The sequence below is a fragment of the Pseudomonas turukhanskensis genome (genome assembly GCF_027922365.1).
GTDB lineage: Bacteria > Pseudomonadota > Gammaproteobacteria > Pseudomonadales > Pseudomonadaceae > Aquipseudomonas > Aquipseudomonas turukhanskensis.
This window is the reverse complement of record NZ_BSFN01000001.1, coordinates 585,210-607,528: the sequence shown is the minus strand read 5'-3', so window position 1 is coordinate 607,528 and position 22,319 is coordinate 585,210. Positions and strand designations below refer to the sequence as shown.

At 61.7% G+C, this 22,319-nt stretch carries 16 protein-coding genes; 9 read left to right on the top strand and 7 right to left on the bottom strand.

Features of this window, described 5'->3' with window-relative positions:
* Positions 1–24: 24 nt before the first annotated feature.
* Positions 25–1,449: a glucose-6-phosphate dehydrogenase gene (gene zwf, locus PKE98_RS02665; RefSeq protein ID WP_271193943.1), complete on the bottom strand. Its 1,425-nt coding sequence runs from the start codon at positions 1,447–1,449 to the stop codon at positions 25–27.
* Positions 1,450–1,612: 163 nt separating this feature from the next.
* Here zwf and hexR point away from each other — a divergent pair, with 163 nt between their 5' ends.
* Together hexR and PKE98_RS02655 are read left to right on the top strand one after the other, a co-directional pair.
* Entirely contained in the window at positions 1,613–2,491 is an 879-nt protein-coding gene (hexR, locus tag PKE98_RS02660; protein WP_271193720.1) for a transcriptional regulator HexR, read from the top strand.
* A gap of 166 nt (positions 2,492–2,657) precedes the next feature.
* Positions 2,658–2,879: a PA3496 family putative envelope integrity protein gene (locus tag PKE98_RS02655; RefSeq protein ID WP_271193719.1), complete on the top strand. Its 222-nt coding sequence runs from the start codon at positions 2,658–2,660 to the stop codon at positions 2,877–2,879.
* Here the strand turns inward: PKE98_RS02655 and PKE98_RS02650 are convergent.
* On the bottom strand, positions 2,839–3,783 hold the full coding sequence (locus tag PKE98_RS02650; RefSeq protein ID WP_271193718.1) for a LysR family transcriptional regulator: 945 nt from the start codon (positions 3,781–3,783) through the stop codon (positions 2,839–2,841). The two genes, PKE98_RS02655 and PKE98_RS02650, sit on opposite strands and share 41 nt — an antisense overlap.
* Positions 3,784–3,945: 162 nt before the next feature.
* On the opposite strand from PKE98_RS02650, the gene PKE98_RS02645 reads away from it, so the two are divergent.
* Complete coding sequence (locus PKE98_RS02645) at positions 3,946–5,361, top strand: acetyl-CoA carboxylase biotin carboxylase subunit (RefSeq protein ID WP_271193717.1); 1,416 nt, start codon at positions 3,946–3,948, stop codon at positions 5,359–5,361.
* Positions 5,362–5,372: 11 nt separating this feature from the next.
* Complete coding sequence (gene oadA, locus PKE98_RS02640; protein ID WP_271193716.1) at positions 5,373–7,184, top strand: sodium-extruding oxaloacetate decarboxylase subunit alpha; 1,812 nt, start codon at positions 5,373–5,375, stop codon at positions 7,182–7,184.
* A 108-nt stretch (positions 7,185–7,292) separates the two neighbouring features.
* Here the strand turns inward: oadA and PKE98_RS02635 are convergent, their stop codons facing one another.
* Complete coding sequence (locus PKE98_RS02635; RefSeq protein ID WP_271193715.1) at positions 7,293–8,273, bottom strand: asparaginase; 981 nt, start codon at positions 8,271–8,273, stop codon at positions 7,293–7,295.
* Between the two features lie 131 nt (positions 8,274–8,404).
* Positions 8,405–9,853: an alanine/glycine:cation symporter family protein gene (locus PKE98_RS02630; RefSeq protein ID WP_271193714.1), complete on the bottom strand. Its 1,449-nt coding sequence runs from the start codon at positions 9,851–9,853 to the stop codon at positions 8,405–8,407.
* A 222-nt stretch (positions 9,854–10,075) separates the two neighbouring features.
* Here PKE98_RS02630 and PKE98_RS02625 point away from each other — a divergent pair, with 222 nt between their 5' ends.
* The gene (locus tag PKE98_RS02625; protein WP_271193713.1) at positions 10,076–10,894 is read left to right on the top strand and encodes an XRE family transcriptional regulator; all 819 of its coding nucleotides are present in this window, start codon (positions 10,076–10,078) and stop codon (positions 10,892–10,894) included.
* Between the two features lie 860 nt (positions 10,895–11,754).
* Here the strand turns inward: PKE98_RS02625 and PKE98_RS02620 are convergent.
* The 3 genes from PKE98_RS02620 to PKE98_RS02610 form a co-directional block, all read right to left on the bottom strand.
* On the bottom strand, positions 11,755–14,883 hold the full coding sequence (locus PKE98_RS02620; RefSeq protein ID WP_271193712.1) for an autotransporter outer membrane beta-barrel domain-containing protein: 3,129 nt from the start codon (positions 14,881–14,883) through the stop codon (positions 11,755–11,757).
* Positions 14,884–14,985: 102 nt separating this feature from the next.
* Positions 14,986–16,209, bottom strand: a complete 1,224-nt coding sequence (locus PKE98_RS02615) for a CaiB/BaiF CoA transferase family protein (protein WP_271193711.1) — start codon at positions 16,207–16,209, stop codon at positions 14,986–14,988.
* Between the two features lie 107 nt (positions 16,210–16,316).
* Positions 16,317–17,498: an acyl-CoA dehydrogenase gene (locus PKE98_RS02610; RefSeq protein ID WP_271193710.1), complete on the bottom strand. Its 1,182-nt coding sequence runs from the start codon at positions 17,496–17,498 to the stop codon at positions 16,317–16,319.
* Positions 17,499–17,683: 185 nt separating this feature from the next.
* Between PKE98_RS02610 and PKE98_RS02605 the strand changes: the two genes are divergently transcribed.
* From PKE98_RS02605 to PKE98_RS02590, 4 genes are all read left to right on the top strand, one after another.
* Positions 17,684–18,586 (top strand): LysR family transcriptional regulator, encoded by a 903-nt coding sequence (locus PKE98_RS02605; protein WP_271193709.1) that lies wholly within the window; start codon positions 17,684–17,686, stop codon positions 18,584–18,586.
* A gap of 813 nt (positions 18,587–19,399) precedes the next feature.
* Entirely contained in the window at positions 19,400–20,521 is a 1,122-nt protein-coding gene (locus tag PKE98_RS02600; RefSeq protein WP_271193708.1) for a Re/Si-specific NAD(P)(+) transhydrogenase subunit alpha, read from the top strand.
* A gap of 11 nt (positions 20,522–20,532) precedes the next feature.
* A complete protein-coding gene (locus PKE98_RS02595; RefSeq protein ID WP_271193707.1) occupies positions 20,533–20,853 on the top strand; it encodes an NAD(P) transhydrogenase subunit alpha part 2 in 321 nt (106 codons plus the stop codon).
* Entirely contained in the window at positions 20,853–22,289 is a 1,437-nt protein-coding gene (locus PKE98_RS02590; RefSeq protein ID WP_271193706.1) for an NAD(P)(+) transhydrogenase (Re/Si-specific) subunit beta, read from the top strand. Before PKE98_RS02595 ends, PKE98_RS02590 begins: the two co-directional genes overlap by 1 nt.
* Positions 22,290–22,319: the final 30 nt, after the last annotated feature.

The window sequence follows — 22,319 nt, the reverse complement described above, 5'->3', positions numbered from 1 at the left end:
GTGCGCCCGCGCACCTCACGCCAATCACTCAGCCCACTTCCTGCCCTGCAACTCCAACAAACTCTGTGCCTGCTCCGGCCCATTACTGCCAGCCGCATACGGCCGCGGGTCTTGGTAGTTGTCCTGCCACCCCTTGAGAATCGGGTCCACCCACTTCCACGCCGCTTCCACTTCATCGCGACGCATAAACAAGGTCGAGTCACCTTCGATCACATCCAGCAGCAAGCGCTCGTAGGCGTCCCAGCGGCGTTTCTGGCGAAAAGCCTGGGCCAGGTTCAAATCCAGCTCCACCGGCGCCAGGCGCATGCCTTTGCCCGGGGTTTTGCCCATCAGTTGCAGGCTGATGCGCTCCTCCGGTTGCAGGCGAATGATCAGGCGGTTGGGCTGGGTGTTGTCGAACAGCAGGTGCGGCACCTGCTTGAAGTGGATGACGATCTCCGAAGTCTTTTTCGCCAGCCGTTTGCCGGTACGCAGGTAGAACGGCACCCCCGCCCAGCGCCAGGTATTGATGGCCACTTGCAGGGCAACGAACGTCTCGGTGTCGCTGTCGTTATCGACGTTCTTTTCGAAGTAATAGGCCGGCACTTCCTGGCCGCCGATCTTGCCGGCGGTGTATTGCCCGCGCACGGTCTTGTCGTGCACATCCATGCCCTGAATCGGTTTGAGCGCCTGAAGGATTTTCAGTTTTTCATCACGCACCGACTCGGCATTGAACTGCGCTGGCGCTTCCATGGCCACCAGACACAGCAGCTGCAACAGGTGGTTTTGCACCATGTCGCGCATGGCGCCGGAGCGGTCGTAGTAGGCGCCACGGTTTTCCACGCCCAGGGTTTCGCACACGCTGATTTGCACATGGTCGATATGCCCGCTGCGCCACAGCGGCTCGAACAACATGTTGGCAAAGCGCAGGGCCATCAGGTTCTGCACCGTTTCCTTGCCCAGGTAATGGTCGATACGAAACACCCGCGACTCATCAAATACGGCGCCGATGGCGGCGTTGATCGCCTTGGCTGACTCCAGCGAGTGGCCAATGGGTTTTTCGATCACGATGCGTGAGTTAGGCCCGGCAAGGCCCGAGGTTTTCAAATGGCGGGCGATGTCTTCGAACAGGTTCGGCGCGGTGGCCAGGTAGTACACCTGCACGCGCTCGCCGACCGGCCCGAGGTGGCGGGCCAGGCGGCTGAAGTCGGCGCTTTGCGACGCGTCGATCTGGAAGTAGTCCAGACGCTCGGCGAAGCTGGCCCAGGTAGCGGCATCGAAGTCGGCCCGCGCAACTTGTGCGCGGCAACGGCGTTGCGCCTGCGCCTGGTAGGCCGCTCGTGTAATGGGGCTGCGGGCCAGGGCCAGAATGCGCGTGCCTTCGTGCAGGCGACCGTCGCGGTGCAGGTGGTAGAGCGCAGGCAGCAATTTGTGCAGCGCCAGGTCACCGGTGCCGCCGAACACCAGCATGTCGCAAGGAATACTTATCAAGAGCCCTCCGGCCTGAGAGAACGTGAGGCTTTTTGCCCGCTACGCTTGGTTTGGCTGGGCGTCGGGAAGGTCATGTAGTATAACTACACGCGCGCTACAACCCGGCGTCGGCCGATCATAACTCATCAAAAGAGCCAAACCCTTGAACCTCTTGCAACACATTGCCCAGTCGCGTCACCTGTTACGAAAATCGGAGCTGAAAGTTGCCGATCACGTGCTGCTCGACCCTGCGGCCGTGATGCACAGCTCCATGGCAGACCTGGCCCACAGCGTTGGCATCAGCGAGCCCACCATCGTGCGCTTCTGCCGCGCCATCGGTTGCACCGGCTTTCAGGACCTCAAGCTGAAACTGGCGCAAAGCCTGGCCGCCGGCGCCAGCTTTGGCCAGTTCGCGATCCATGAAGATGACTCGGTCGCCGACTTCAGCCTGAAGATTTTCGACACCACCTTGCACACCCTTATCGAGGTGCGCGAGAAGCTCGACCCCAAAGCCCTGCAACACGCCATCGCCGCCTGCTCGCAAGCGCAGCGCGTGGAGTTCTACGGCTTTGGTGCCTCCGGTGCGGTGGCGGCCGACGCTCAGCACAAATTCTTCCGCTTGCTGCTTACCGCTGCGGCCTATTCCGACCCGCATATGCAGGCGATGTCGGCGGTTACGCTAAAGCCCACCGACGTGGCCATCTGTATCTCGCAGTCGGGACGCTCCAAGGATTTGCTGATTACCGCCAACCTGGTGCGTGAAACCGGCGCCACGCTGATTACCCTGTGCCCGAGCCAGACGCCGTTGGCTGAATTGTCCACCGTCAACCTGGCCATCGACGTGCAGGAAGACACCGAGATCTACACCCCGCTCACCTCGCGTATCGCGCATTTGGTGGTGATCGACGTATTGGCCATGGGTGTAGCGATGGCGCGCGGGCCAACGCTGGTCAATCACCTCAAGAGCGTGAAGCGCAGTTTGCGCAGCCTGCGCTTGTCGCCCAAGTCGCTGAAAGCCGCCGAAGACAGCCGCGCGGATTGACGCCGTTGGCTGCACAAAAAAGCCCGCGAAAGCGGGCTTTTTTGTGGGAGAGGCTTTGGCCTCGATGCTTTTGCGTTTCGTCATCGGATGTTCACGGTCCCGGCACACAACTGTCGTGTTTCACGCCCAGTCTGGTACTCCCGAATCCAACGATGGGAGCACGCACATGACTCGTTATCTGGATGAAGCAAAACCGTACGAAAACTCGGCCAGCAAGACCAAACGCCAGCAGGAAGACCAGCGCCGCATGGCGTACCGCCGCGCCATCGAGGACTTCACCGAAGAGCGCCGCCTGCAGCTGGAGCTGGCCGACTTCCCCGACCTGATTGCCGCCAATTTTGCCGCCGCTAGCCAGGCACCGCGCCGAAGCGGGCCGCCAAGCCACTGATCTGCGCCCGCTCAGCGCGAATAAAGGCGAAGAAGGTTTGCGCCACCGGTGACAGGTATTTGCCCCGCGGGTGCACCAGGCACCAACTACGCATCAGCGGCAACTCCTTCACCGGCAGTTCGCGCAAGGCGCCGCTTTCCAGTTCGCGGCGCACCGCATGGCGCGACAGCAAGGCAATGCCGAGCCCGGCAATCACCCCTTCACGCTGCGACTCCATCGAGCCCAGCTCGATGGTCTGCTGAAAGTGCGCGCGCTTCTGGTGGCAATAATCCTCGATGGCTTTACGCGTGCCCGAGCCCGGCTCGCGCACCAGCAAGGGCGCTGTGCAAAGGTCCTGCAGCATCAGGTTGGCCTGCCCCGCCAGCGGGTGCTCGGGTGGCGCTACGGCAATAATCGGGTTATCCAGAAACGGCAGGAATTCCAGCGACATGTCCTGCGGCACCTGGGACATGATCAGCAGGTCATCGCGGTTGGCGCTCAATCGGCGCACGGCTTGCGCATGGTTGACCACCACCAGTTGCAGGCTCACTTCCGGGTACTGGCGCTTGAACGCAGCAAACAGGTGCGGCACGAAATACTTGGCGCTGGACTCCACCGCCAGGTTGAGCTGGCCCTGCAACGAACCCTGTAAATCCGAGAGCTGCATATCCAGGCTTTCCAGGCGCCCGAAAATATCGCTGCTGGCGCGCAGCAACGCGTCAGCGGCTTCGGTGAGGTAGAGCTTTTTGCCGATGTAGTCGAACAGCGGCTGCCCAATCAGCGCTTCCAGCTGACGGATCTGCAAGGAAACGGCAGGCTGCGTCAAAGAAATTTCCTCAGCAGCACGGCTGTAAGAGCGGCTCTCACACACTGCCTGAAAAACCTGAAGCTGACGTAATGTCATACGCAGCAATGACTTACGCATCGCTAAGGGCCCCTGTGTGGCTGGTCGGTCGGCAGACTATAAGCCTTTGCTTATGTCTAACCCAATAATTAATCATTTTAGGTAATTGTTACATGGCGCTACGGTGTCAGCACGTTGACGCTTCTGGCGTTGCCCCGTTCAACCGGCTGAGGGCCAGCTTCCGTGATCAAGAAAATCCTGATCGCTAACCGTGGCGAAATTGCTGTCCGAATCGTGCGTGCATGCGCCGAGATGGGCATTCGCTCAGTGGCGATTTATTCCGATGCCGACCGCATGGCATTGCACGTAAAGCGTGCCGACGAAGCCCACAGCATTGGCGAAGAGCCGCTGGCTGGCTACCTCAACCCGCGCAAGCTGGTGAACCTGGCGGTGGAAACCGGCTGCGACGCCCTGCACCCGGGCTACGGTTTTCTCTCGGAAAACGCCGAACTGGCCGATATCTGCGCCGAGCGCGGGATCAAGTTCATTGGTCCCTCGGCAGAAGTGATTCGCCGCATGGGCGACAAGACCGAAGCCCGGCGCAGCATGATCAAGGCCGGCGTGCCGGTCACCCCGGGCACCGAAGGCAACGTCGCCGATATTCACGAAGCCCTCACCGAAGGCGACCGCATCGGTTACCCGGTGATGCTCAAGGCCACCTCGGGCGGTGGCGGACGTGGTATCCGGCGCTGCAACAGCCGTGACGAACTGGAACAGGCCTTCCCGCGGGTGATTTCCGAAGCCACCAAGGCATTCGGTTCGGCCGAAGTGTTTCTGGAAAAATGCATCGTTAACCCAAAACACATCGAAGCGCAGATTCTCGCCGACAGCTTTGGCAATACGGTGCACCTGTACGAGCGCGACTGCTCGATTCAGCGGCGCAACCAGAAGCTGATCGAAATCGCCCCCAGCCCGCAGCTGACCCCGGAGCAACGCGCCTATATCGGCGACCTGGCAGTGCGTGCCGCGCAGGCGGTGGGTTACGAGAACGCCGGCACCGTGGAGTTCCTGCTCGCCGAGGGCGAGGTGTACTTCATGGAGATGAACACCCGGGTGCAGGTGGAACACACCATCACCGAAGAAATTACCGGTATCGACATCGTTCGCGAGCAGATCCGCATTGCCTCCGGCCTGCCGCTATCGGTGAAGCAGGAAGACATTCAGTACCGCGGCTTTGCCCTGCAATTTCGCATCAACGCCGAAGACCCGAAGAACAACTTTTTGCCCTCGTTCGGCAAGATCACTCGCTACTACGCCCCCGGCGGCCCCGGTGTGCGCACCGACACGGCGATCTACACCGGCTACACCATTCCGCCGTACTACGACTCCATGTGCCTGAAGCTGGTGGTCTGGGCCCTGACCTGGGAAGAGGCCATGGACCGTGGCCTGCGCGCGCTGGACGACATGCGCCTGCAAGGGGTGAAAACCACCGCCGCGTACTACCAGGAAATTCTGCGAAACGCCGAGTTCCGTAGCGGGCAATTCAACACCAGTTTCGTTGAAGCCCACCCGGAACTGACCAACTACTCCGTCAAGCGCAAACCCGAAGAGCTGGCCCTGGCCATCGCCGCCGCCATTGCCGCCCACGCCGGCCTGTGAGGAACACGTAAATGTCCAAAAAGATCCATGTAACCGACACCATCCTGCGTGACGCTCACCAGTCGCTGCTGGCCACCCGTATGCGCACCGAAGACATGCTGCCGATCTGCGACAAGCTCGACAAAGTCGGCTACTGGTCGCTGGAAGTCTGGGGCGGCGCCACCTTCGACGCCTGTGTGCGCTTCCTCAAGGAAGACCCGTGGGAGCGCCTGCGTCAACTGCGCGCGGCCTTGCCCAACACCCGTCTGCAAATGCTGCTGCGCGGCCAGAACCTGCTGGGCTACCGCCACTACAGCGACGACGTGGTCAAAGCCTTCGTCGCCAAGGCAGCGGTTAACGGCATCGACGTGTTCCGCATCTTCGACGCCATGAACGACGTGCGTAACCTGCGCGTCGCCATCGAAGCCGTGAAGGCTGCCGGCAAACATGCCCAGGGCACCATCGCCTACACCACCAGCCCCGTGCACACCATCGAGGCCTTCGTCGCCCAGGCCAAACAGATGGAAGCCATGGGCTGCGATTCGATCGCCATCAAAGACATGGCCGGCCTGCTCACCCCGTACGCCACGGGCGAGCTGGTCAAAGCGCTGAAAGCCGAGCAATCGCTGCCGGTGTTTATCCACTCCCACGACACCGCAGGCCTGGCCGCGATGTGCCAACTCAAGGCCATCGAGAACGGCGCCGACCATATCGACACGGCCATCTCCAGCTTTGCCTGGGGCACCAGCCACCCAGGCACCGAGTCGATGGTCGCGGCACTCAAAGGCAGCGAATTCGACACCGGCCTGAACCTGGAACTGCTGCAGGAAATTGGCCTGTACTTCTACGCCGTGCGCAAGAAGTACCACCAGTTCGAAAGCGAATTCACCAGCGTCGACACCCGCGTACAGGTCAACCAGGTGCCCGGCGGCATGATTTCCAACCTGGCCAACCAGCTCAAAGAGCAAGGCGCGCTGAACCGCATGAACGAAGTGCTGGCTGAAATTCCGCGCGTGCGCAAAGACCTCGGCTACCCGCCGTTGGTAACCCCGACGTCGCAGATTGTCGGCACCCAGGCGTTCTTCAACGTACTGGCCGGCGAGCGCTACAAAACCATCACCAACGAAGTGAAGCTGTACCTGCAAGGCGGTTACGGCAAGGCGCCGGGCGTGGTGGACGAAAAACTGCGCCGTCAGGCCATCGGCAACGAAGAGTTGATCGACGTGCGCCCGGCCGACCTGCTCAAGCCGGAAATGGACAAGCTGCGTGCCGAAATCGGCGCGGTGGCCAAGTCGGCTGAAGACGTGCTGACCTACGCCATGTTCCCGGACATCGGCCGCAAGTTCCTCGAAGAGCGCGCGGCCGGCACCCTGACGCCGGAAGTGCTGCTGCCAATCCCCGAGGCCGGCCGTGTGGCCAGCGCTGGCGGCGAAGGCGTACCGACCGAATTCGTGATTGACGTGCACGGTGAAAGCTACCGCGTGGACATTACCGGCGTCGGCGTGAAAACCGACGGCAAGCGGCACTTCTACCTGTCCATCGACGGCATGCCGGAAGAAGTGGTGTTCGAGCCGCTGAACGAATTCGTCGGCGGCGCCGGTGGCAGTAAACGCAAAAACGCCAGCGCCCCGGGCGATGTCAGCACCACCATGCCGGGCAATATCGTCGATGTGCTGGTGAAGGAAGGCGATGTGGTGAAAGCCGGTCAGGCCGTGCTGATCACCGAAGCGATGAAGATGGAAACCGAAGTGCAGGCGCCGATTGCCGGTACCGTCAAAGCCATTCACGTGGCCAAGGGCGACCGCGTGAATCCGGGTGAAGTGTTGGTGGAAATCGAGGCGTAACCGGCGTAGGGCGAATATCCGCCTCGCGGATATCCGCCATTGCGATCTCGGCATTGGGTATCCGCCGTTTGGTTGAAACGGCGGATATCGCCTTTGGCGATATTCGCCCTACGAAACCCGCTCACCACACAGATCAAGCGCAAACCACCGCTCCACATCCCGCTGATTCAGCCCCGCACCGAGCAAACCAAACAGCTTGCCCAACGCCGCCTCGCGGGTCATGCCGCCGGCTGAAATCAACCCGGTGCCGAGCAACGCGCTACCGGCTGCATACACCCCGAATTCCACATGCCCCTGCGGGCATTGGCTGATGGCCGCCAACACCACGCCACGCTCGTGGGCTTGTTTCAACACCGCCAGCAACTGGGCGTTATCCGAAGGCCCAGTGCCGACGCCATAACACTCCAGCAGCAAAGCCTGTGCGCCGGTATTCAAGAGCGCTTCGGCATGGCTGGCGAGTACACCGGGGTACAGCGGCAGCACGGCGATATTTACCGGCTGACGGCGCACCCGATAACCCAAGGCCGCCGGAACGCTGTCGGCCCGCTCCCCCACGCGATGGCGCGACTGCACGGTAAAGGCATCAAACGCCTCGCTGCGCAGCTTGCTCACCCGCGCGCCATGCATGAGTTGGCCGTTGAAATACAGGTGCACGCCTGGGCTGACGCCAGCCTGCAGCGCCTGCATGGCGCCGAGCAGGTTACCCCAGGCATCGCTGCCCTCGGCGCCGGCCGGCAGCATGGAGCCAGTGAGCAGCACCGGTACTTCCAGGCCCAGCAACAGAAAACTCAGGGCCGCGGCGCTGTAGGCCAGGGTGTCGGTGCCGTGCAGCACCAGCACGCCATCGAAGGCGCCTTTGGTCACGGCCTCGACGATCACATCGCGCATCGCCAGCCAATTGGCCTGGCTCATATTGGCGCTGTCGAGCAACGGCAGCAGTTCATGGAACTGCCAGTCGATATCAATAGGTGGCGACAGGCTGCGCAGGTGTTCGCCCATACGCACATCGAAGCCGCCGGCCGGCGCCAGGCCCTGGGCGGTTTGCAGCATGCCGATGGTGCCGCCGGTATAGAGCACGAAAAGCTTCATGCCGGAATCCTTGTGTAGGTTGGGTTGAGCGCAGCGAAGCCCAACAGGGTGGCCCCAACGATACCCCAGAGACGAGAATGCCGCGCCCGCCTTCAAACGGGAGCGGCATTCATTGAAAAGTGAAGCGTGGGTTAACGGTGGCTGGTAGCCAGACGCCCATCGATCGCTTCACTGCTGGCCTGCGCTTGTGGCGCGGTAGGCCAGGCATCGCGATCCAGGTCCAGATCGGCGAATTTACGGGCATCGAACACGGGCGTGGCGATACCGGCTTTGCGTTGCTCGTCGTAGTCACGCATTACCCGCAGGCCGACCTTGATCAGCAGCGCCAGGGCCACCAGGTTGACGAAGGCCAGGCACGTCATGGTGATGTCGGCAAAGGCAAAGACGGTGGAGAGGTTTTGCATCGAGCCCCAGCAGATCAGCGCCAGTACCAAGCCACGGTAAGTCAGCAGCGCCGCGCGGCTTTTGCCCAGCAGAAATTGCAGGGCGTTTTCGCCGAGGTAGTAGTTGTAGAGGATGCAGGTGAACACGAACAGGCTCAGCGCCACGCTCACGAAGATCCGGCCCCAATCGCCCACAACAGCTGCCAGGGAGTTCTGCGTCAGCACAATGCCGTCGCCTTCAAAACCCGGAGTGTAGAAACCCGAGAGCAGAATCAGCAGCGCGGTGCAGGTGCAGATCACGAAGGTGTCGAGAAATACGCTGAACGCTTGCACCACGCCCTGCGCTACCGGGTGCTGCACGCTGGCGACGGCGGCGACGTTAGGTGCGCTGCCAAGGCCCGCTTCGTTGGCGAACACGCCACGTTTTACGCCCATTACGATGGCGCTGCCCAGCAGACCGGCGAAGGCCGGCTCAAGGCCGAAGGCGCTCTTGACGATGGTCACCAGCATGCCCGGCACCAGGTCGATCTGGGTAAAGATCACGTACAGGGTCACGCCGATATAGGCCAGGGTTTTGACCGGCACCAGCAGGTCGGACACCGAGGCAATCCGCTTGATACCGCCGATGAAAACCAGCCCCAGCAACACCGCTAGGCCGATGCCCGTGTACTGCACCGGGAAGCCGAAGGCGTTTTGCAGCGAGTGGGTGACGGTGAACGATTGCAGGCCGTTGAAGGCGAAACCGTAGGTCACCAACAGCAATACGGCGAACACCATGGCCATCCAGCGCAGCTTCAGGCCGTGTTGAATGTAGTAAGCCGGGCCGCCGCGATACAGGCCGTCACCGTCGGCGCGCTTGTACAGCTGCGCCAGCGAGCATTCGAAGAAACTGCTGCTCATGCCGACCAGCGCGGTCACCCACATCCAGAACACGGCACCGGGGCCGCCGAGGGTTACGGCAATGCCGACACCGGCGATATTGCCTGCGCCTACACGGCCGGCCAGGCTCAACATCAGTGCCTGGAACGAGCTCAGTTGCCCGCCGCTGCTGCGCAACGACTGCTTGAACACGCTGAACATGTGGCCAAAGTGGCGGAACTGAACGAAGCGCGAGCGAATGGTGAAGTAGCTGCCCAGGCCGACGATCAGCACGATCAGCAGCTTGCCGGACAGGAAGTCATTGAGCATTTCAAGCATGGGAGGTTTCCTCGACTCTTATTATTCGAATGCAGCAGTGGGTGCAGCTAACGAATTGCGGATAACAGGTACGGCAGTACAGCTGGCAGAAAAAACTGTATTGGGAAAACGTGGGGCGCATGGTTGGCCAGCCGTTGGCGTGTAGGCAATTTCGCAGGTCGATTCGATGTGATGCGAGTTGATGCTATAGTCGCGCCGCTCGCATCAGGGGAGGGCAACATTGTGTCGGACAATCTGGGCGTCAATCTCAAACTGCTGTGCAGCCACTACCGCTCTATTGCGCAGGTTTGCCGGCTGCTGTCGATCAACCGCGCGCAGTTCAACAAGTACCTGAGCGGCCAAAGCCAGCCGACGAGTTACAACCGCAAGCGCATCGGTGATTTCTTCGGTGTGGAGGAATACGAACTGAGCCTGCCGCCGGACCAGTTCGCCCGCTTGATCGGCGCCCGCATTACCGACACGCCGAGCACCCCGAACAACGACCCGCTGGCCAGCCTGCTGCAACCCTTGCGCGAGCACGCCACCAGCCTGTCGCGCTACTGCGGGTACTACTTCGAATACTCCAACTGCATGTCGGTGCCCGGCACCATCCTGCTGTCGCTGGTGCATTTGCGTGAGGAGCGCGGCACGTTTCTGTTCGAGCGCCAGGAACGCCAGGAACGCTCGGCCACCGCCAATGTGCAGGCCGAGGACTGGGTGCGCTGTCGCTACCTGGGTGCGGCGTTTCACCTGCAGGACCGGGTGTTTCTGATCGACTACGAATCGCTGACGCTCAATGAAATGAGCCAGACCATTCTGATTCCTAGCTACAAGAGCCGCATCACCCGCCTGAACGGCTTGAAGACCGGCGTCTCCAGCGGCGACCGACGCAACCCGGCCTGCACCAAGGTGGTGTGGGAATATCTGGGGGAAGAGATCAACCGGGTGAATGCGTACCGCCAGGTGATGCTGTACCGGCCTGATGATCCGCGCATTGACGACGATATTCGCCAGCGGCTGACGGTAGGGCCGATCAGCAATGGGTTGTTTGAGATCGAGTAAGTTTCGCCAATCGTGAATTAACCACCGTCGTCCCCGCGCAGGCGGGGACCCAGAATCTCGGATTGAGCGCGGAAGGGGGGCTCGGCTCGAAATTCTGGATTCCCGCCTACGCGGGAATGACGGAGGTGGGGCTGATTAAAACGCCAACTGCCACTGCGCAATCACCCATGGCTTTGCGCGGTGTCGCCCAGCTCACCGCTACCGTGGGGCCGATCAGCAATGGGTTGTTTGAGATCGAGTAGGTTTCGCCAACTGTGAATTAACCACCGTCGTCCCCGCGCAGGCGGGGACCCAGAATCTCGGATTGAGCGCGGAAGCGGGCTCGGCTCAAGATTCTGGATTCCCGCCTACGCGGGAATGACGGAGGTGGAGCTGATTAAAACGCCAACTGCCATTGCGCAATCACCCCATGGTTCTGCGCGTTGTCGCCCAGCTCACCGCCACGGTGGGGCCGATCAGCAATGGGTTGCTTGAGATCGAGTAAGTCTCGCCAACCGTGAATTAACCACCGTCGTCCCCGCGCAGGCGGGGACCCAGAATCTCGGATTGAGCGCGATAGTGGGCTCGGCTCGAAATTCTGGATTCCCGCCTACGCGGGAATGACGGCGGTGGGACTGATTAAAACGCCAGCTGCCACTGCGCAATCACACCATGGTTCTGCGCGTTGTCGCCCAGCTCACCGCCACGGTGGGGCCGATCAGCAATGGGTTGCTTGAGATCGAGTAAGTCTCGCCAACCGTGAATTAACCACCGTCGTCCCCGCGCAGGCGGGGACCCAGAATCTCGGATTGAGCGCGATAGTGGGCTCGGCTCGAAATTCTGGATTCCCGCCTACGCGGGAATGACGGCGGTGGGACTGATTAAAACGCCAGCTGCCACTGCGCAATCACACCATGGTTCTGCGCGTTGTCGCCCAGCTCACCGCTGTAGCCAAGGCCCAGCGTCTGAGTAGCGGTAACCCCCAGGTCAAACCCGGCTTCCACCAGCAAGCTGTTGCGATCCAGCGCCGTGCCTTGCGCGCTGAAGGCGCTGCCGCCGCTGATAAACGCCTGGCTGGTTTCGCTGTCCACGTCGCCGTAGGTGTGGCGCCAGCCAACACTCATGCGCGGGGTAAAACTCATGCCGTTATCGAACTGGCCAAGGTGGGCAAGGCGCAGGCCGAGCGTGCTGCTGACGTTGTGCTGGTCTTGCGCGTCCACGTGCAACGCCGAGTCGCCGCCTTTTTCGTTGTAGGCGTCGCGGTCGTACCGCTGGTAGCCCAGCGATGCGAACGGCTCGGCCAACAGACGGCCACTGGCAATCGGGTAGGCCAGTTCGGCGAAGGCTTGCTGGCTGTTGGCGTCGTAGTCGCCATGCAATTTGTCATCAACCCCTGCAAAGGTGACGCGGCGTTTGTTCTCGCCATCATGGGTGCTGTAGGCCGCGCCCAGGCGCAGGGCCAACTGGTCGATCTGGGTCAGGGCGTAGACGCCAAGGTGGTAGCTATCCACATCCCCGGATGCGCCCTGGCCGGCGTCGATATCGGTGCGCGAGTAACCGCCCACCACGCCCAGACGCCAGTCCGCATTCACAGCCCAATCAGCCCCGAACAGCGTGCCGCCCGTGTTCTGGTCGACATCGCTGGCACCATGCTCACCGTCCACCGTGCCGTGGCTGCCGAGTGCCTGTACCCACAACCGGCCGGCGGCTTTCGGGTCGTGCAGGCCGCGCGCCTCCTCAGGCACACCGACTGCCACCAGTTGCGGGCCATCGTCACGCAAAATGGACGCCTGCAGGCTGCCGCCAAAACTGCCGAGTTGGCCCATGGCGCCTTGCATGGCCGAACCCACCTGGCTGGAACCGGCCAGGGTGGCAGCGGCGGCACTGGCGTTGCTGGCGCCTGCCAGTTGCTGCAGGGCCTTGGCGGCCGTGGCTTTGTCGGTGGTGAGCAGCGCGTTGTACAGGCTGCTGTTGCTCTGCGCGGCCAGACTGTTGGCGAGGTTGCGCGCGCTGTCGGTGGTCGCCAGTTCGGCAAAGGCGGTGTCGTTACGGGTCAGTTGCAGTTCGACCGTGTTGGCGCCGTAACTGAGGGTCGGGGTCAGGAAGGCGAAGTTGCTGGTGACCGTGCCGAACTGCCCGGTGACGCCATCGGCGGCGGTCAGCAGCGTGCTGTGCGCGGCATAGCCGGTGCCGTTCACCTTGAGGTTGAGGGTGGCGTTACCCAATGCCGCCGAGCCGCTTAATTGCACCGGCGCGTTGGTGGAGGTGACGTCGAAATTGAACGTGGAGCCGCCGGCCAGTTGCAGGCTGTGCAGGCTGCCGGTGCCGCCGTAGCTGGCGCCGCTGGCCACCGTCAGCAGGCCGCCGATGCTGCCCTGGTTAATCAGACCAGCACCGCTGGCGATGCTGCCGCCGGCACTGAAGTCGTTGCTGGTCACGGTCCAGGTGCCACCGGTGATGGCCAGGTTTTCGAAGTTCTGGCTGTTGCCGAAGGTGCCGGCGCCGCTGCCGCTCAGGGTCAGCGTATCGGTGCCGGCACCACCGTCCACCAGGCCGCCAAAGGTGGCGTCGGTGAGTACGGTCAGTTGGTCATTGCCGGTGCCCATGTCTACCGCCAGGCCGTTGAGACCGACGATGGACCCGGCGTTACTCAGGGTGTCGTTGCCGGCGCCCATCTGCACGGCCGCTGCGGCGGTGGTGCTGTTCAATTGATCCACACGGACCGATTGGGCGCCGCCGCGAATCACGCCGCCGGCGAGGTTGGTGAGGCTGTCGGCGAAGTCGCCAACCAGGCCGATGGCTGTGCTGTCGGCGCCGATGATGCTGCCGGCATTGGTGATGCTGGCCACGCCGCCAACGGCGGTCGCAGTACCGCGCTGGGCAGCGATGGCGGTGCCGTTGGCGCCGTCGTCGATCAGGATGCCCTTGGACTGGCCGAAAATCTCGCCGCCGGCGTAGTTGATGATAGTGCCGCCCCCGGCCGCAATGCCGTCCGCGCCATTGGGGAAGCCGCTGGAGTCCACACCGCCAGCGCCCAGGCCTTCGATGCGGCCGTAGTTGGTGATGCTGGCGATGCCGTCGATATCCACGCCATCGCCATCACCGTTGTTGGCGGTGGTGCCGTCGCCCAGATGGTCGTAAGCGTTGCCGGCCCCGGCGTAACGGCCGCTGATAAGCCCGTGGTTGACCACGGTGCCGACGCCATCGCTGCCGACGCCCGAGCCGTTGCGGCCGATGATCTGCCCGCCTTCGTAGTTGGTCACGTTAACGCCAGCATCGGAGGTTACGCCGTGGCGTGGGCCGGAGATGGTGCCCCAGTTATTCACGGTGACGGCGAGCTTGGCGTCGATGGCGTCATTGGCGCTGGCAGCCGAGCTGCAGGCGCTGATGTAGTCCGGGCATTTGGTGTTGACCACACCCGTGCTGATGATGGTGCCGTAGTTGTTGATGGTGGTGTTGCTGCCAGGGCGCAGGGCGTCGTCGTTGCTGGAGGAGATCACGGCGTTGCGGTTGGTTGCCGAGCCGTTGTTGATCACTTTTGTGCCGCTGCCATCGGCGCCGCGCAGGTCCAGGGCCTGACCGCCGCTGGTGCCGCTGCCGGTCACCTTGATGGTGCCGTTGTTGTTGAGCACCAGGGACGAGTTGGCCTTGTTCAGGCGCAGGGCGTCGCTGCCCACCGAGGAAAGGGTGCCATCGTTGTTGATGACGATGCTGACGCCATTGGTGTTGTTGTCGATGCCACGACCCGTGCCGGTGTTGGCGATGGTGCCGCTGTTGTTCAGGGTGACGGTGCCGCTGGTGCCGGTGATATCCACCGAGGTGCCGGCGCTGGTGCTCAGGCTGGCTCCTGCACCGACGCTGCCGGTATTGCCCGTGGTCAGGGTTTTGGCGCTGCCGTCAGTGGCGCCGGGGGCCACGGTGAAATCGGCGGCCTGCACCAGGCCGATGGTCGCGGCGTGCAGGGCAATTACCAGTGGAAGCAAACGAAAACCGGAGGTGTGGAAAGACATAGCTCGCACCGCTCTTATAAGAAAAGTGCGGGGACTATGCGTGGGCCTTGTTACAAACAGTTGACGATGCGCGACGGAAAATAGCGCATCGCCATCAGGCAATTACAGCACGCCGGCCTCGCGCAGCGCGGCGATCTGTTCGGCCTGCAACCCTAGCAACCGCTGCAACACAGCCTCGGTGTGCTCGCCCAGCAGCGGCGGCGCCTGGCGGTATTCCACCGGGGTTTCAGACAGGCGAATAGGGCTGGCCACCTGCGGCAAGGTTCCGCCGAGGCTATGGGGCACATCCACGCGCAAGCCACGGGCAAGCACCTGCGGGTCGGCAAATACTTGCGCCAGATCGTTGATCGGCCCGCACGGCACACCGGCCTGCTCCAGGGCAGCCACCCACTCGGCGGTGGTCTTGAATACGGTGGCCTGACGAATCAGCGGAATCAGCACCGCACGGTTGGCCACCCGTTGCTTGTTGTTGGCAAAGCGCGGGTCATCGGCCCATTCCGCATGCCCGGCCACTTCGCAGAATTTGCGGAACTGGCCATCGTTGCCGACGGTAAGAATGAAGTCGCCATCGGCGGTGGGAAAGTCCTGGTACGGCACGATATTGGGGTGCGCATTGCCCAGGCGTTTGGGCGCGTTGCCGGTGGTCAGGTAGTTCATGGCCTGGTTGGCCAGGCATGCCACCTGCACGTCGAGCAAGGCCATGTCGATATGCTGGCCGCTACCGCCCTGCTCTCGGTGAGCGAGCGCCGCCAGCACGGCCACCGTCGAGTACAGACCGGTAAGAATATCGGTGAGTGCCACGCCCACTTTCACCGGGCCGCCGCCGGCTTCATCGTCCGGTTTGCCGGTGAGGCTCATCAGGCCGCCCAGGCCCTGAATCATAAAGTCGTAGCCGGCGCGTTTGGCGTACGGGCCGTATTGGCCAAAGCCGGTAATCGAGCAATAGATCAGGCGCGGATTGATGGCCTTGAGCGAGGCGTAATCCAGGCCATAGGCGGCCAGGCCACCGACCTTGAAATTCTCCAGCAGGATGTCCGACTGCATCGCCAGCTCGCGCACCAGACGCTGCCCTTCAGGCTGGGTGAAATCGACGGTCACCGACTGTTTGTTGCGGTTGGCCGACAGGTAATAGGCGGCCTCGCTGGTATTTTCGCCGGCGGCGTCCTTGAGAAAGGGCGGGCCCCAGGCACGGGTGTCATCGCCAACGCCAGGGCGCTCGATCTTGATTACCTCGGCGCCCAGGTCCGCGAGAATCTGCCCGGCCCAGGGGCCGGCCAGTACGCGGGAAAGATCGAGAACACGCAGGTGGGATAAAGCGCCGGCCATAAAAACCTCAGGAAATAAGGAGGTGATCTTGTAGGAGCGAGCTTGCTCGCGAAGCTTTTAGATCCAGAGCTTCGCGAGCAAGCTCGCTCCCACGGGATTGACGGCAATCAGAAGAACGCTTGGATACCGGTTTGCGCACGGCCGAGAATCAACGCGTGCACATCGTGAGTACCTTCATAGGTATTCACCACTTCCAGGTTCACCAGATGGCGTGCCACGCCGAACTCGTCGGAGATGCCGTTGCCACCCAACATATCGCGCGCCAGGCGGGCGATATCCAGGGCCTTGCCGCAGCTGTTGCGCTTCATGATCGAGGTGATTTCCACCGCCGCCGTGCCTTCATCTTTCATGCGGCCCAGGCGCAGGCAGCCTTGCAGCGCCATGGTGATTTCGGTCTGCATGTCGGCGAGCTTTTTCTGAATCAGCTGGTTGGCGGCCAGCGGGCGACCGAACTGTTTGCGGTCCAGCGTGTATTGGCGCGCGGTGTGCCAGCAGAATTCGGCGGCGCCCAAAGCGCCCCAGCTGATGCCATAACGCGCCGAGTTCAGGCAGGTGAACGGGCCCTTCAGACCGCGTACATCGGGGAAGGCGTTTTCTTCGGGGCAGAACACATTGTCCATCACGATTTCGCCGGTGATGGAGGCGCGCAGTCCGACCTTGCCGTGAATGGCCGGGGTGCTCAGACCCTGCCAGCCTTTTTCCAGCACGAAGCCGCGAATGGCGCCTTCGTCGTCTTTGGCCCAGACCACGAACACATCGGCAATCGGGCTATTGGTAATCCACATTTTCGCGCCGCTGATGCGGTAGCCGCCGTCGACCTTCTTGGCGCGGGTAATCATCGAGCCCGGGTCGGAGCCGTGGTCTGGTTCGGTCAGGCCGAAGCAGCCGATCCACTCACCACTGGCCAGTTTTGGCAGGTACTTCTGCTTGGTGGCCTCGTTGCCGAATTCGTTGATCGGCACCATCACCAGGGACGACTGCACGCTCATCATCGAGCGGTAGCCTGAGTCCACACGTTCTACTTCGCGGGCGATCAGGCCGTAGCTCACGTAGTTGAGGCCGCTGCCGCCGTAGACTTCCGGAATGGTGGCGCCAAGCAGGCCGACGTCGCCCATCTCGCGGAAAATTTTCGGGTCGGTCTGCTCATGGCGGAACGCTTCCATCACGCGCGGCGCCAGCTTGTCCTGGGCGAACTGCTGGGCGCTGTCGCGCACCATGCGTTCTTCTTCGGTGAGCTGCTGGTCCAGCATCAGCGGGTCTTCCCAGTTGAAGCGAGCATTGGAAGCCATGTGCGAAATCCTCAAGTGATGGGTGCGATCCAGCTCGTGGCTGGCGATGGGGTTAATCCTAGACAGTCGCAGGGAAGGGGCGCAAACGAGGTTTTCGCACACATCTGTGCTAATTTCTCACTCCGAAAGGTCAAAAAAGCCTGTAAAGACGCCTTTCATGTGCAACTAACGCATACGAGTGTGCCATGCGCCGTAAAATCCCCAGTACTGCCGCCTTGGTCGCCTTCGAAGCAGCCGCCCGCCACCAGAGCTTTACCAAGGCCGCCGAAGAGCTGTCGCTGACGCAAAGCGCCATCTGTCGACAGATCGCCAGCCTGGAAGAGTTTCTCGGCATCGCCCTGTTTCGGCGCTCGCGGCGCGGCGTGCAATTGACCGAGGCGGGGTTGAGTTACAGCCGGCGGGTGGCGGCGCAACTGGATGCGGTGGAGCGCGACACCTTGTCGGTTATGGGCCAGCATGGCGCCAACAGCCTGGAGCTGGCCATCGTGCCGACCTTCGGTACGCAATGGCTGTTACCGCGGCTGAAACACTTTCAGGCGCTGCACCCGGAAGTGACGGTAAACCTCACCAACCGCACGCGGCCGTTTCTGTTTGCTGATACCGAGTTCGATGCGGCGGTGTATTTCGGCGATGCCGTGTGGTCCGGCACCGAGGCGCATTTTCTGATGCCGGAAAACTCGCTGCCGGTATGCAGCCCGTCGCTGCTGCCGGCCAACGGTGCACTGGATGCCGAGCACATTGCCCACTTGCCGCTGCTGCAACAGACCACCCGGCCCTACGCCTGGCGCCAATGGTTCGGTTCGCTGGGCATGAACGTGCCGCGGGACATGACCGGGCCGCGCTATGAACTGTTTTCCATGCTCGCCCAGGCCGCCCAGCACGAAATGGGCATCGCCCTGATTCCGCCGTTTCTGATTCAACGCGAGCTGAGCGAGGGCAGCCTGGTGGTGGCCATGCAGCACGCCTGCCTGAGCGACAAGGCCTACCACCTGATGATTCCCGAGCGCAAAACCGAAACCGCCGCGCTGCGCGCATTTCGCGATTGGCTGGTGCAAACGGCGAAGCAATACAGAGAAACGACGACGTAGGGCGAATATCCGCACAGCGGATATCCGCCGATACGCATCAACTGCTCCACACGCATTTTCTGGGCGGACGATTCCGGTGTATTCACGGACAGTGCATCGGCGGATACCGCCTAGGGCGGTATTCGCCCTACGCCGCCTCCCACCGACATCGTTATCAGCCCCAATTCACCCAGGTAATCCTGGGTGGATTTACGACAAAAACCAGCCGTTTTTGGTCCCTTCGCGCCGCTTGGCGATAAAAAAAGTCGAAAACGCGACATAAGCCTGATAAAAAGCAGGCGCGGCGTCGCGTGCAAAATTGACAAAAGATCAGTAGTTACGTGGCTTACAGCGATTTATGTAGTGAACCGTTAAAATTAATTGACCCCGTAGTCAATAAACCTTCTAGCTACAGTTTTGTTGCTGAAATAACCCAGCAATAACTGATAATTACGTTAAATAACAGCTAGTTACAGATACAAAGCAGGCTAACGTATTTGCTGCGTCACTAACCCGCCTTGACCTGATGAACGGTTATTCACGTCAGGGATGCCAATGCCCCTGTAACGGGCCTGGCATCAAGCTGCAGGCCCCATCGGCTGCTGCTTTGGCGAAGATGGCAGATACAGCTGGTCACAGCGTGACTTGTAGTTATCTCCAGGTTGGCCTTCAGAACTTCTTGATGGCCTTACGGTTCACCTGCAAAATGCCGCGCCCCGCTCTTGCAAGGCTGCCCGACAGAGGTGCCAAAGTAGGGATTGTGCTGATCCACCCCAGTGCGCCACCCGCAGTGCTCTGGTTTTTTAGCAAAAACGATCACGCAGGAGATATGAAGTGCACATTGGTGTTCCTCTCGAGACCTTTACTGGCGAGACGCGGGTAGCCGCTACGCCGGAAACCATTAAGAAGCTGATCGCCCAGGGCCATCAGGTAACTGTACAGAGCGGTGCCGGCGTCAACGCCAGCGTGACCGACAGTGCCTATGAAGCCGTCGGCGCCAGTATTGGCGACGCCGCAGCAGCCCTGGGCGCCGACCTGGTGCTCAAGGTCGTGGCACCCAATGCCGCCGAGCTGGCTCAGCTCAAGTCTGGCGCGGTACTGGTCGGCATGCTTAATCCCTTCAACAGCGAGAACATCGCGCAGATGGCTGAACGCGGTGTTACCGCGTTCTCCCTCGAAGCCGCTCCGCGCACCTCGCGCGCGCAGAGCCTCGACGTGCTGAGTTCGCAAGCCAACATCGCCGGCTACAAGGCCGTGCTGCTGGCCGCTCATCACTACCCGCGCTTTATGCCGATGCTGATGACCGCTGCCGGTACCGTGAAGGCCGCTCGCGTGCTGATTCTCGGCGCCGGTGTGGCAGGCCTGCAGGCCATCGCCACGGCCAAGCGCCTGGGTGCGGTGATCGAGGCGTCCGACGTGCGTCCGGCGGTTAAAGAGCAGATCGAATCGCTCGGCGCCAAGTTCGTCGACGTGCCGTTCGAGACCGACGAAGAGCGCGAAGCCGCCGAAGGCGTTGGCGGTTACGCCCGCCCGATGCCGGCCTCGTGGATGCAGCGTCAGGCCGTGGCTGTGCACGAGCGCGCAAAGCAGGCTGACATCGTCATCACCACCGCACTGATTCCGGGCCGCAAGGCGCCGGTGCTGCTCAGCGCCGAAACCGTGGAGCAGATGAAACCCGGCTCCGTGGTCATCGACCTCGCGGCAGCCCAGGGCGGTAACTGCCCGCTGACCGAAGCCGATCAGGTGGTGGTCAAGCACGGTGTAACCATCGTCGGTCACACCAACCTGGCAGCCCTGGTGGCAGCAGACGCTTCGGCCCTGTACGCCCGCAACTTGCTGGACTTCCTGAAGCTGGTCATCGACGGCGAAGGCAAGTTCCACGTCAACCTCGAAGACGACATCGTCGCCGCGTGCCTGATGTGCCGCGACGGCCAAGTCGTACGCAAGAACGGCTGAGGACAAGAAAAATGGAAGAGCTGATCTCCCCCGGTATCTACAACCTGATCATCTTTGTGCTGGCCATCTATGTTGGCTACCACGTGGTCTGGAACGTGACCCCTGCGCTGCACACCCCGCTGATGGCCGTGACCAACGCCATCTCCGCCATCGTGATCGTCGGTGCCATGCTGGCCGCCGCCCTCACCGTGACGCCGCTGGGCAAAACCATGGGCACCCTGGCTGTGGCCCTGGCCGCCGTGAACGTGTTCGGTGGTTTTCTGGTAACCCGCCGCATGCTGGAAATGTTCAAGAAAAAAGCGCCCAAGGCCAAAGTTGAGGGTGACAAGTAATGAGCATGAATCTGGTAACGACCCTGTATCTGATCGCTTCGATCTGCTTTATCCAAGCGCTCAAGGGCCTGTCGCACCCGACCACGTCGCGTCGCGGTAACTTCTTCGGCATGCTCGGTATGGCCCTGGCCGTACTGACCACCGTGGGCTTGATCTACAAACTCGGCGCCGATATCGCCACCCAAGGCATTGGCTACGTCATCGTAGGTCTGCTGGTGGGCGGCACCGCCGGTTCCGTCATGGCCAAGCGCGTTGAAATGACCAAAATGCCGGAGCTGGTTGCCTTCATGCACAGCATGATCGGCCTGGCGGCGGTGTTTATCGCTATTGCTGCCGTGGTTGAGCCGCAGTCCTTGGGCATCGTCAAGCAACTGGGCGACGCCATTCCTGCCGGTAACCGTCTGGAACTGTTCCTGGGCGCGGCCATTGGTGCCATTACCTTCTCCGGTTCGGTCATCGCCTTCGGCAAGCTCTCGGGCAAGTACAAGTTCCGTCTGTTTCAGGGTGCGCCGGTGGTGTTCGCTGGCCAGCACAAACTCAACCTTGTGTTGGGCTTGAGCACCCTGGGTCTGGGCTTGTTCTTCATGTTCACCGGCAACTACGCCGCGTTCGCTGCGATGCTGGCGCTGGCCTTCATTCTCGGTGTGCTGATCATCATCCCGATCGGCGGCGCCGACATGCCGGTAGTGGTGTCGATGCTCAACAGCTACTCGGGCTGGGCGGCGGCCGGTATCGGTTTCTCGCTGAACAACTCGATGCTGATCATTGCCGGCTCCCTGGTGGGTTCGAGCGGTGCGATCCTCTCGTACATCATGTGCAAGGCGATGAACCGTTCGTTCTTCAACGTGATCGGCGGCGGCTTCGGCGGCGCTACTGATGCAGCGGCTACTGGCGGCGCGAAAGAAGCCCGTCCGGTTAAATCCGGTTCGGCAGACGACGCCACCTTCCTGCTCACCAACGCCGACACCGTGATCATCGTTCCCGGTTACGGCCTGGCAGTGGCCCGTGCCCAGCACGCCCTGAAAGAGCTGACCGAGAAGCTGACTCACCGTGGCGTCACCGTGAAGTATGCAATTCACCCGGTTGCCGGTCGTATGCCTGGCCACATGAACGTACTGCTGGCCGAGGCCGAAGTGCCGTACGACCAAGTGTTCGAGATGGAAGACATCAACTCCGAATTCGGCCAGGCCGATGTGGTGCTGGTGCTGGGCGCCAACGACGTGGTTAACCCCGCGGCGAAGAACGATCCCAACTCGCCAATTGCCGGTATGCCGATTCTGGAAGCGTTCAAAGCCAAGACCATCATCGTCAACAAACGCTCGATGGCCAGCGGCTATGCCGGCCTGGACAACGAACTGTTCTACCTGGACAAGACCATGATGGTGTTCGGCGACGCCAAGAAAGTGATTGAAGATATGGTTAAAGCGGTCGACTAAGAACTGCGCTGTAAGTCCCCTTGAACCCCG

Excerpts from the sequence above, each read along its gene's own strand:
- zwf (WP_271193943.1), bottom strand. The coding sequence starts at position 1,449 with ATGCTGGTGTTCGGCGGCACCGGTGACCTGGCGCTGCACAAATTGCTG.
- PKE98_RS02655 (WP_271193719.1), top strand. The coding sequence starts at position 2,658 with ATGACTCGTTATCTGGATGAAGCAAAACCGTACGAAAACTCGGCCAGC.
- PKE98_RS02650 (WP_271193718.1), bottom strand. The coding sequence starts at position 3,783 with ATGCGTAAGTCATTGCTGCGTATGACATTACGTCAGCTTCAGGTTTTT.
- oadA (WP_271193716.1), top strand. The coding sequence starts at position 5,373 with ATGTCCAAAAAGATCCATGTAACCGACACCATCCTGCGTGACGCTCAC.
- PKE98_RS02635 (WP_271193715.1), bottom strand. The coding sequence starts at position 8,273 with ATGAAGCTTTTCGTGCTCTATACCGGCGGCACCATCGGCATGCTGCAA.
- PKE98_RS02630 (WP_271193714.1), bottom strand. The coding sequence starts at position 9,853 with ATGCTTGAAATGCTCAATGACTTCCTGTCCGGCAAGCTGCTGATCGTG.
- PKE98_RS02620 (WP_271193712.1), bottom strand. The coding sequence starts at position 14,883 with ATGTCTTTCCACACCTCCGGTTTTCGTTTGCTTCCACTGGTAATTGCC.
- PKE98_RS02615 (WP_271193711.1), bottom strand. The coding sequence starts at position 16,209 with ATGGCCGGCGCTTTATCCCACCTGCGTGTTCTCGATCTTTCCCGCGTA.
- PKE98_RS02610 (WP_271193710.1), bottom strand. The coding sequence starts at position 17,498 with ATGGCTTCCAATGCTCGCTTCAACTGGGAAGACCCGCTGATGCTGGAC.
- PKE98_RS02605 (WP_271193709.1), top strand. The coding sequence starts at position 17,684 with ATGCGCCGTAAAATCCCCAGTACTGCCGCCTTGGTCGCCTTCGAAGCA.
- PKE98_RS02595 (WP_271193707.1), top strand. The coding sequence starts at position 20,533 with ATGGAAGAGCTGATCTCCCCCGGTATCTACAACCTGATCATCTTTGTG.
- PKE98_RS02590 (WP_271193706.1), top strand. The coding sequence starts at position 20,853 with ATGAGCATGAATCTGGTAACGACCCTGTATCTGATCGCTTCGATCTGC.